The sequence below is a fragment of the uncultured Abyssibacter sp. genome, from assembly GCF_964000955.1.
Taxonomy (GTDB): Bacteria; Pseudomonadota; Gammaproteobacteria; order Nevskiales; family OUC007; genus Abyssibacter.
This window is the reverse complement of sequence record NZ_CAXFCL010000265.1, coordinates 1-8,754: the sequence shown is the minus strand read 5'-3', so window position 1 is coordinate 8,754 and position 8,754 is coordinate 1. Positions and strand designations below refer to the sequence as shown.

Annotated in this window: 12 protein-coding genes; 6 read left to right on the top strand and 6 right to left on the bottom strand. The window is 65.7% G+C overall.

Features of this window, described 5'->3' with window-relative positions; genetic code table 11:
- Together ABNS06_RS12845 and msrA are read right to left on the bottom strand one after the other, a co-directional pair.
- On the bottom strand, positions 1-1,698 hold a 1,698-nt coding region (locus tag ABNS06_RS12845), incomplete at its 3' end, for an acyl-CoA dehydrogenase C-terminal domain-containing protein (RefSeq protein WP_348674994.1).
- Positions 1,699-1,776: 78 nt separating this feature from the next.
- Positions 1,777-2,400 (bottom strand): peptide-methionine (S)-S-oxide reductase MsrA, encoded by a 624-nt coding sequence (gene msrA, locus ABNS06_RS12840; RefSeq protein WP_348674993.1) that lies wholly within the window; start codon positions 2,398-2,400, stop codon positions 1,777-1,779.
- A gap of 102 nt (positions 2,401-2,502) precedes the next feature.
- Between msrA and ABNS06_RS12835 the strand changes: the two genes are divergently transcribed.
- Complete coding sequence (locus tag ABNS06_RS12835; RefSeq protein ID WP_348674992.1) at positions 2,503-2,934, top strand: hypothetical protein; 432 nt, start codon at positions 2,503-2,505, stop codon at positions 2,932-2,934.
- 18 nt (positions 2,935-2,952) lie between these two features.
- Here the strand turns inward: ABNS06_RS12835 and ABNS06_RS12830 are convergent, their stop codons facing one another.
- Complete coding sequence (locus ABNS06_RS12830) at positions 2,953-3,762, bottom strand: transporter substrate-binding domain-containing protein (RefSeq protein ID WP_348674991.1); 810 nt, start codon at positions 3,760-3,762, stop codon at positions 2,953-2,955.
- Positions 3,763-3,999: 237 nt separating this feature from the next.
- On the opposite strand from ABNS06_RS12830, the gene ABNS06_RS12825 reads away from it, so the two are divergent.
- Positions 4,000-4,482 (top strand): DUF4864 domain-containing protein, encoded by a 483-nt coding sequence (locus tag ABNS06_RS12825; RefSeq protein WP_348674990.1) that lies wholly within the window; start codon positions 4,000-4,002, stop codon positions 4,480-4,482.
- Between the two features lie 18 nt (positions 4,483-4,500).
- On the opposite strand, the gene ABNS06_RS12820 is transcribed toward ABNS06_RS12825, so the two are convergent.
- Positions 4,501-5,226 carry a hypothetical protein gene (locus ABNS06_RS12820; protein ID WP_348674989.1) on the bottom strand — a complete coding sequence of 242 codons (726 nt, stop codon included), beginning with the start codon at positions 5,224-5,226 and terminating at the stop codon, positions 4,501-4,503.
- A gap of 2 nt (positions 5,227-5,228) precedes the next feature.
- On the opposite strand from ABNS06_RS12820, the gene ABNS06_RS12815 reads away from it, so the two are divergent.
- Both ABNS06_RS12815 and ABNS06_RS12810 read left to right on the top strand, forming a co-directional pair.
- Positions 5,229-6,146, top strand: a complete 918-nt coding sequence (locus ABNS06_RS12815; protein ID WP_348674988.1) for a hypothetical protein — start codon at positions 5,229-5,231, stop codon at positions 6,144-6,146.
- Positions 6,147-6,153: 7 nt separating this feature from the next.
- Positions 6,154-6,537 (top strand): DUF423 domain-containing protein, encoded by a 384-nt coding sequence (locus ABNS06_RS12810; RefSeq protein ID WP_348674987.1) that lies wholly within the window; start codon positions 6,154-6,156, stop codon positions 6,535-6,537.
- Positions 6,538-6,545: 8 nt separating this feature from the next.
- Here the strand turns inward: ABNS06_RS12810 and ABNS06_RS12805 are convergent, their stop codons facing one another.
- Both ABNS06_RS12805 and ABNS06_RS12800 read right to left on the bottom strand, forming a co-directional pair.
- Positions 6,546-6,935 carry a hypothetical protein gene (locus ABNS06_RS12805; protein WP_348674986.1) on the bottom strand — a complete coding sequence of 130 codons (390 nt, stop codon included), beginning with the start codon at positions 6,933-6,935 and terminating at the stop codon, positions 6,546-6,548.
- A gap of 219 nt (positions 6,936-7,154) precedes the next feature.
- On the bottom strand, positions 7,155-7,607 hold the full coding sequence (locus ABNS06_RS12800) for a Spy/CpxP family protein refolding chaperone (protein ID WP_348674985.1): 453 nt from the start codon (positions 7,605-7,607) through the stop codon (positions 7,155-7,157).
- Positions 7,608-7,732: 125 nt separating this feature from the next.
- Between ABNS06_RS12800 and ABNS06_RS12795 the strand changes: the two genes are divergently transcribed.
- Both ABNS06_RS12795 and ABNS06_RS12790 read left to right on the top strand, forming a co-directional pair.
- The gene (locus ABNS06_RS12795; RefSeq protein ID WP_348674984.1) at positions 7,733-8,437 is read left to right on the top strand and encodes a response regulator transcription factor; all 705 of its coding nucleotides are present in this window, start codon (positions 7,733-7,735) and stop codon (positions 8,435-8,437) included.
- A partial coding sequence (locus ABNS06_RS12790) for a hypothetical protein (RefSeq protein WP_348674983.1) occupies positions 8,427-8,754 on the top strand: 328 nt, incomplete at its 3' end. The genes ABNS06_RS12795 and ABNS06_RS12790, both read left to right, overlap by 11 nt.

The following is an 8,754-nucleotide window of genomic DNA, read 5'->3' as shown; positions in this document are numbered from 1 at the left end:
GAAAAACCGGGCCAGCACCGGCTTGGTGCCGTAGAACGCCGTCTCCGAGGTTCCGCCATTCAGTGCATCCTGCGCCGTCGCCGCGGCACGCAACCACATCGTGCCGATCGCGGTCACCGCGAACAGGCGCAAATAGTCCGTTGCCGCGCTGCCCAGGTTGTTGGGCGCGGTGCCGGCCTGCTCCGTCAGATACTGGGTCGCTTCCTGCAGTGAATCGAACGCGGCCTTCACGCGATCGGTCACGTCCTTGAGGTCCTCCCGGGCGGAAACCGCATCCAGCGTCTCGCCCAGCTCCGAAAAGTAGGCCTTCAGGCCCAGCCCTCCGTTCCAGAACAGCTTGCGACCAACCAGGTCCATGGCCTGCACACCATTGGTGCCCTCGTACATCATGCAGATGCGCGCATCGCGGGCGATCTGCTCGGCGCCCCACTCGGAGATGTACCCGTGACCGCCATAGCACTGCATGCCCAGGTTGGCGCCGCGGAAACCCTCGTCGGTGAGGAAGGCCTTGATGACCGGCGTCAGCAGGCTGACGACGTTGTCCGCCCGGGTGCGGGTGTCCTCGTCGGGATGCTTGTGACGCACGTCCAGCATCATCGCGCAGTAGCCGGCGAGCATGCGGCCGCCTTCGACAAAGCTGCGGATGGTCAGCAGCATCTTGCGCACGTCGGGGTGGACCAGGATGGTGTCAGCCGGCTTGTCCGGTTCCTGCGCGCCGGTGAGGGCACGCCCCTGCAGACGCTCCTTGGAGTAGGCCGCCGCATATTGGTAGGCCAGCGCGGCCTTGGCCAGACCTTCGACGCCTACACCCAGACGGGCCGAGTTCATCATCGTGAACATGGCCTTGAGTCCGCCATGCTCGGCGCCGATCAGATAGCCGGTGGCACCGTCATAGTTCATCACGCAGGTCGCGGAGGCCTTGATGCCCATCTTGTGCTCGAGAGCGCCACACTTCAGGGCGTTGCGCTCGCCCAGCGAACCGTCGGCGTTCACCAGGTACTTGGGCACGATGAACATGGAGATGCCCTTGGTCCCGGCCGGCGCGTCGGGCAGCTTGGCCAGCACCAGGTGCACGATGTTCTCGCTCATCTCGTGCTCGCCGCAGGAGATGAAGATCTTGGTCCCGGTGATCGAATAGCTGCCATCACCATTCGGCTCGGCCCGGGTCTTGAGCAGGCCGAGATCGGTGCCGGCATGCGGCTCGGTGAGGTTCATCGTGCCTGTCCACTCGCAGGTGGCCATCTTCGGCAGGTAGGTCGCCTTCTGTTCGTCCGTGCCCCAGGTCTGGATCGCACCAACGGCGCCGTGCGTCAGCGACGCGTACATGTACCAGGAGTGGTTCGCCGAGGAGAACATCTCGTCGACCAGCACCGCGACCAGATGCGGCATGCCCATGCCGCCGAAGGCCTCGTCGGCGTGCAGGCCACCCCAGCCCGCTTCCTGATACTGCGCGAAGGCATTCTTGAAACCGTCCGGCAGCGTGACCACGCCATCGTTCAGCGTCGCCCCTTCGGCATCGCCGATCTGGTTCAGCGGATGCACCACCTCGGAGGCCAGCTTGCCGGCCTCCTCGAACACCGCATCGATGGTGTCCGATGTCGCGTCAGCGTAACCGAGTGTCTCCCGCAGCTCGTCGAACCTGAGCACTTCGTTGACAACGAAGCTCATGTCGCGGACGGGCGCCTTGTAGTCAGCCATGATCTTGACTCCTTGGTATTGGCATGCAGTTCGGAAGCGCCGATTGGGCCGACGCCTCCCTGAAGGAAATGGGTCGGGTCAGTCGCGCAGGCGGTCGCCGAAATAGGCCCGCAGCTTTTCCACCTTCGGCTGGGCCACGGCCTGGATGTAGCCCTGCCCCGGGTTCAGCGCGGCATAGTTCTGGTGGTACTCCTCCGCCTGGAAGAACGCGTCCAGCGGTTCCAGTCGAGTCGCCACGGGCTGGTCAAACACACCCGCCGAGTCGATCTGCGCGATATAGCGCTCGGCGATCTCCCGCTGCAGCGCGTTGGCGTAGAAGATCGCCGAACGATACTGGGTGCCGCGGTCGTTGCCCTGGCGGTTCACCTGGGTCGGATCGTGCGCCACCGCGAAGAAGATCTTCAGGATCTCGCCGAAGCTCGTCCGGGTCGGGTCGAACAGAATCTGCACGACTTCGGCATGGTCGGTGCTGCCGGTGCAGACGGTGCGATAGTCGGCGGTCTCCGCCGATCCACCGGCGTATCCCGACACCACCGCCGTCACACCCTCCAGCTCGCGGTAAACCGCCTCGACGCACCAGAAGCAGCCGCCGGCCAGCACGGCCAGATTGCCGATCGCATCGGCCTGGTCCGCCGGATCGAAATCGGGATTCGGAAACTCGCTGGGGGAAATTTTCAGGCTCGTCCGGTCAAATAGACTCATCGGCTGGCGGCTCGGCGTCACTAAGTACGGCCGCGTATATTATCGCCCTCGCCCTGAACATGCGCGACGGTCACGTCGCGACCACGCAACGGAGAACGACAGATGCCCTTCGTCAAAGCCTTTCTCGGCGGCTTCGTCGCCACCCTGGTCTGCCACCAGGGTGTGTACACGTTGTTCTACGTGGCCGGGGCGGCGCTGCCGGCGCCACCGTACAACATGACCGCGACCGCGCCGCTGGGCATTCCGGCAGTCATTTCCCTGGCGTTCTGGGGCGGTATCTGGGGTGTGCCGATCTGGTGGATGCTGCGCAATGCCCGGGGCACGGGCTACTGGCTCCGCGCGCTGACCCTCGGTGCGCTGCTCCCCAGCGCCGTGGCCCTGTTCATCGTCTTCCCGATGAAGGGGCACGCGTTCGCCGGAGGCTGGAACCCGCAGGTCATCATCGGCGCGCTGATTCTCAATGGCGCCTGGGGCCTGGGCCTGGCCGCGTTCATGCGGCTGACCCATCGTCCCTTGGAAACGCAGGCCGGCTGACCGGCCTGCGTTCACGATTCAGCTGCCGCGATACCGGCTGAGAATGCCGGCGATCTGCCCGGCGGACTCCAACCGATCCAGCGCGGCGTTCATCGATCGCACCTGCTGTTCGTCAACGCTGGCCTTGGAGAACATCAGCGTCACCGAGCCCGTGTGGACGTTGCCATGCAACTGTCGGATCGATGCGCCCAGGCCCGTGCGCCGCAACACGGCGCCGGCGACATAGGGATCACCGATCACCACATCCACGGCACCCTCTTCCAGGTGCCGGTAGTTGGCTTCCGGAACAGGCGCCGGGACGATCTGCTCGTCGTAGTCCGGGTTCGACAGCAGCCCCTGGGCCTCCTCACCGTAGTAGTAGCCGTCGGTGATACCGACACGCTTGCCCTCGGCGAGCAACTGCCCCAGCGTCATGCCCTGAAACGCCTCGACGCCACCGTTGTGGGCGAACAGGACAAAGGACTCGTCACGATAGGGTTCCGAGAAGTACGCGAAATCGCGACGCTCGCTGGTCGGGGTCGCGGCCATCAGCAAGTCGACCTTTCCGGCCTCCAGATCACCCAGCAGGGCAACCCAGTTGCCCTTGCGGAAGTCCAGACGGCACCCGGCGGCCTTGCCCAGTTGTTTCACGAGATCCACGTCCAGACCGGTGACGGCGCCGTCGACGGCCTCATAGCTGTAGGGCTCCCACGGATCCCAGCCAACGGTCAGGGCGCATTCGGGGGTTTCGGGCGCGCCGGCATCGGCGCTTGCGGTCGTGTTCGACGCAGGCTGGCAGCCAGCCACCGCCAGCAATCCGGCCATCGCCGGCAACATCCATCGCCTCATTGTTCTCCTCCTGCTACATCCTGCGAACCAGACACTCTGACGGCGTCATTCGGATCGCTTGTCCGGGCAGTCTATGCCTCCGCGGAGACCAACGATAGTTTCGCCAGCCTGACGATCGATCAGAGCGCGCGTAGGGACAGGATGCGCCACCACGTCTCGAGGTCGCAGCACACGGAGACTTCTCAGGGCGAACAGGAAGCCTCCATACTGGCGAGGCACTTGGCGGAGACGCGCGACATGATCAGGATTCGCAGCCACCGGTGGGCAATCTCGGTTGCCCTGAGCGTCGTGCTGACGGCTTGCTCGCATCAGACGCCGCCGCCTCAACCGTCTCCGGACCTGAAACCCGGCGAGGTCGTCGGCATCGTTCTGTCGGCCCTGCAAACCAACGATGAGCCCGCCGCCGACACCGGCATCGCCACGGCCTTTGCATTCGCGTCGCCGGGCAACCAGGACAATACCGGCCCTCTGCCGCGTTTCATCCGCATGGTCGAAGCCGGATACGCACCGCTGCTGGACCATCGCAACGCCGAAATCGGGCCGCCGGCAACCGATGGCGACCGGCTGATCTTTCCGGTGCGGGTCTATCCGCGGGAAGGCGCGGTCCGGCTTTATCTGTTCATCATGGCGAAGCGGACCGATGCCGGTTGCAATGGCTGTTGGGTGACCGATGGCGTGGTCGACCAGACCGAGGACGTGCCGCCGGAACTGTCGATCTGATCGCCGTCGGCGGCCCGCTCAGTACTCGCGGCGAGGCTGCGTGTACGGGTCGTCGGACAGCGCGAACGGCACCTCTCGGCCCACCAGCGCCTCCAGCATGCGCAGTTCGATGTCCGTGTGGTCGATGAACGCCGCGGGGATGATCCATTGCCCGTCCCGGGCCGCACCGAGGATGTACCGGGGCGCGTCGTGGTGCCGCGCGGTGATGCGCTCGCGCGCGTCCGGCCGGGCGACGGCACTCAGATCCGTGGTGCCGTAACAGGTGCACAGATAGGTGCGTTCGGCGTCGGCGGTCGCGTAGACGCCGGTCCCGCGTATGCCGATGGTCGCGGTTGGCGTGTGAATCTCGATCGGCTGGCGGCGGCGTCCGAACACGCTCAGCATCGCCCCGGTAACCAGTCGAAACGCGTGCTTGGCGCCGGACAGGGCGAGATTGGCGGTGGTGCGGCGCCGGACCAGGAATGCGTCCGCCCCAACCGCCGCGATCAACTCCCCGTCGTCCCCCGTTTCAATCCGGGCATCCTCACCTATGATGGTGTCCGGCGTGGCCGGCCGACCGTCGATGAGGACATCCCCCCGGACGCGAAACACGGACTTGCCTGGCGGCAGCGCCTCGGGCACCGAACCGAACCATTGCGCCTGCGTCGGTGCGATCCAGCCCACACCGCCGACCAGCCATCCATACTGAAGTGCCCTCTCCAGAAACAGACGACGCCGTGCATCAAAGTCATCGGTCCCGCTCACGCGTGCTCCCTGCGATTGCTGTCGCCCGGAACGATAGCAGCACGTGGGCATCGGAACGCGCCTCCAACCGGACGCAGTCGCGACACCGGTCCGGGTTTCGGACCGCCTGCCTGCTTCTGCTGTGGCTGACACCGCTGGCGTCACAGGCCGGTGACTGGCGCTGGATCGGGCAGAACGGATTCGTCTACGAGGACAACACGAATCACGCGGCCCGTTCGGACCAGCGCCGCCACAGCATCGCCGCGACGCAAGCCCTGCGTACGCAGACCACGCTGGCGAGCCACCGGCATCACGCGCTGCGCTGGAACCTCGGCATCGGCGCCCATCAGAACCTGCGCTATCCCGACCTGTCGCGAATCCAGGCCGAATCGGGCGTGGTGCTGCACATCCAGCCGGGCGCGGGCTTCCATGTCCCGCACTGGTCCGCCGGTGTCACCCTGCGGCTGCGCGAATCCGGTGATGCGCTGCGCGACGCCAGCGAGGCGCTGGTCACGCTGCGAGTTGCCTCCCAGCTCACGACCCGTGTGCAGGGGGCGTTGTCGGCCGGTTTCACCAGCACCCATGCGCAGGCCGACGTGTTCTCCAACCATCGCGGCCGGATCGGCGCATCCCTCGACTGGCAGGCGCTGGCGCCGGTGATCGTCTATCTGAAGGCGGACTGGCTGGACGGCGAGTTCACCACAACGGTTCCGGACACCGGGCAACCGGAAGACGACTGGACGCTCGACACCGCCTACGACGTTCGAGGCGAACGTGCCTATCAGCGTTCCGGTTCGGGGGCCGCGGCACTCGTCGGCATGAACTGGTCCATCACCCGACAATGCGCGCTTGATCTTGCAATCCGCCGGACCGCACTGAATGCTTCCGACCAGACGTACCGCAATGTCGCGGCACTGGTCGACCTGATCTATCGGTTCTAGAACGCATATGCACTCGCTCTGGCTTCCCCTGTCCGCTCTCTACGGCTTTCTCGGCGTGGCGCTCGGCGCCTTCGGCGCGCATGCGCTGCGACAGCGCCTGGAACCGGACATGCTGCGCGTATGGGAAACCGCCGTGAACTACCAGTTCTGGCATGCGCTGGCCCTGCTGGGTATCGGCGTCTTGATGCTGCGTCACGCCTCAGGCTGGCTGAACGCCTCGGGCCTGCTGTTCGCGCTTGGCGTGCTGCTGTTTTCCGGCAGCCTCTACGCACTGGCACTGTCCGGCATCCGCGTACTCGGCGCGATCACTCCAATCGGCGGCGTGCTGATGCTGGCCGGCTGGATCTGTCTGTTCATCGCCGTGCTGCGGCTGCCGTCCGGCGGTTCCTGAAACGGGCTTCAGCCCCGATCACCCGACGAACCGGGCAGATCGGCCTTCAGCGGCAATCCCGGCCCCGGCCGCCCCTGCTCCAGTCGGACATCGGCATCCACGCCGTAATCCAGCAGCTGTTCCTTGAGAATCTGCACCGTGCGGGTATGAACCAGCCGTCGCACGAAATTCGGCGAGATACCCGCCAGTGTGCCGGCCAGCCAGGACTGGCGGCGCGCCAGTTCCATCGGATTGAGAATGCGAATCGCGATGTAGGTATCCGAGCGCGATGACGGATCCGTGGTCGCCGCATCCGCGACCGGCGCGGCAACGCGCAACCGACGCAGCCGCAGCAGACAGACGATCAGGGCGATCAGCAGACCACCTTCGATCAGCCAGTGCAGGGATTGCGGAATCATGCGGGCATCAGGACTCGAACGGAACGGGGTTTAGTAAGCTCTGCTCTGTTCACGCCCGCAAGACGGAACCTGTTTTCAGGCGGCAACCCGCCAGCGTGAACAGAGCAGAGCTTCCGTAAGTGTATCCATGCCCGCGCCCTGGAACACGGGTTCGTCACCGAAACGAAAACGGCGGGCAACAAGGCCCGCCGTTTTGACATGCGATCCGGAGATGACGACCTAGCGGCCCTTCTTCTCCATCCATTGCTCGGCGCGTTCACGGAATTTCTCCCGCTTCTCCGCCGCGCGCTCCTTCATCTCGGCGCGCTGCTCCGGCGTCAGCACCTGGGCCACCTGGCGACGCAGCTCGCTGCCGTGGAGCACCTGCTCACGCTTGAGTTCCGCGGCCTCGTTGGCCAGCCCCTGGACCTGGGTCTGGTAACCAGACGCCGTTGGATCCAGCGCCGTCATCTTGTCGTGCAGGGAGCGTGTGCGCTCGCGCAGGTCCTGGGATTGCGGCCGGTTGGCCTCCATGATCCCGTCGATCTGGGACTTCTGTTCATCGGTCAGGTCCAGCCCTCTGAACATGTGCTTCATGTAACCGCCCTCGTGGTCGGGACGGGCCATGGCCGGGGTGCTCAGCATGGTCATGGCGGACAGGGAAACCAGCGCAATCGTGATCAGTCGTTTCATCGGAAAAGCTCCGTCGTTGAGTGACGGGACATTTGTACGCCGGGCCCGTGTCAAGTTGCGTTGCGCCCGTGTAAAGATGCGTAAAGCACTCGCCAGCGGCGAAATCGCCGGGGCACACTGGCGCCATGCACACCCGGCCTCGCATTCTGATCGCGGACGACGACACGGCGCTTTGCGACCTGCTGATCGACTATCTGGCGACCCAGTCGCTGGACGCCCGGGCCGTGCATAGTGCCGAAGCCGCGCTGGAGGAACTGGCCACCACTACGACGCCGCCGGACGCCATGGTCCTGGATGTGATGCTGCCCGGGATGACGGGGCTGGACGCCCTGGCGCAGATTCGCGCCCGCTGGGACCTGCCGGTGCTGATGCTTTCCGGCCGCGGCGAACCGCTGGACAGAATTCTGGGACTGGAACTGGGCGCGGACGACTATCTCGCCAAACCGGCCATGCCCCGGGAACTGGTCGCCCGCCTGCGCGCGCTGCTTCGCCGCCATCAGCCGAAGACGCCAGCCGCACCGGAAGTACTCCGTTTCGGAACGCTGGAACTCGACGCCTCGCGCCGCAATGCCCGCTGCGGCGACACCACGCTGTCACTGACCGCCGCCGAATTCGAAATGCTGCGCGGCTTTCTTCAGCAGCCAGGCGAGATCATTTCCCGCGAGATGCTGACCGAACAGGCGCTCGGCCGCAGCCTGGAGCGCTACGATCGGGCGGTGGACGTTCATGTCAGCCGCCTGCGCAAGAAACTGACCGAGGCCGGCTCCGGCCTCAGAATCGACACTGTCCGCGGTGCCGGCTACGTCCTGGTGCAGGATCATGCGGGGTAGTCTCACCCTGCGTCTGCTGATCGCGTTCTGGCTGGCGCTGGTGGTCACGTTGCTGATCAGCGTGTTCGTGACCCAGCGCATCAGCCAGTACCGCGCCTGGTCCGCCCTGGATGCCGATCAACTCGCCGATGCGGTCACCGCGGCGAACTACCGCGGCCGAAGCGCCATGCGCGAGCTGCATCGCCGCCTGCGCGAACGCGGCTACCGGCTGATCATCATCCGCGGCACCCGCCCGTTGCCCCCCGAGCTGGAGAGTCTGCGCGACGAGATCATGAACGCGCCGCCGGGCAAGCTGCGGCTGCCGCGCGGCGGGCTGG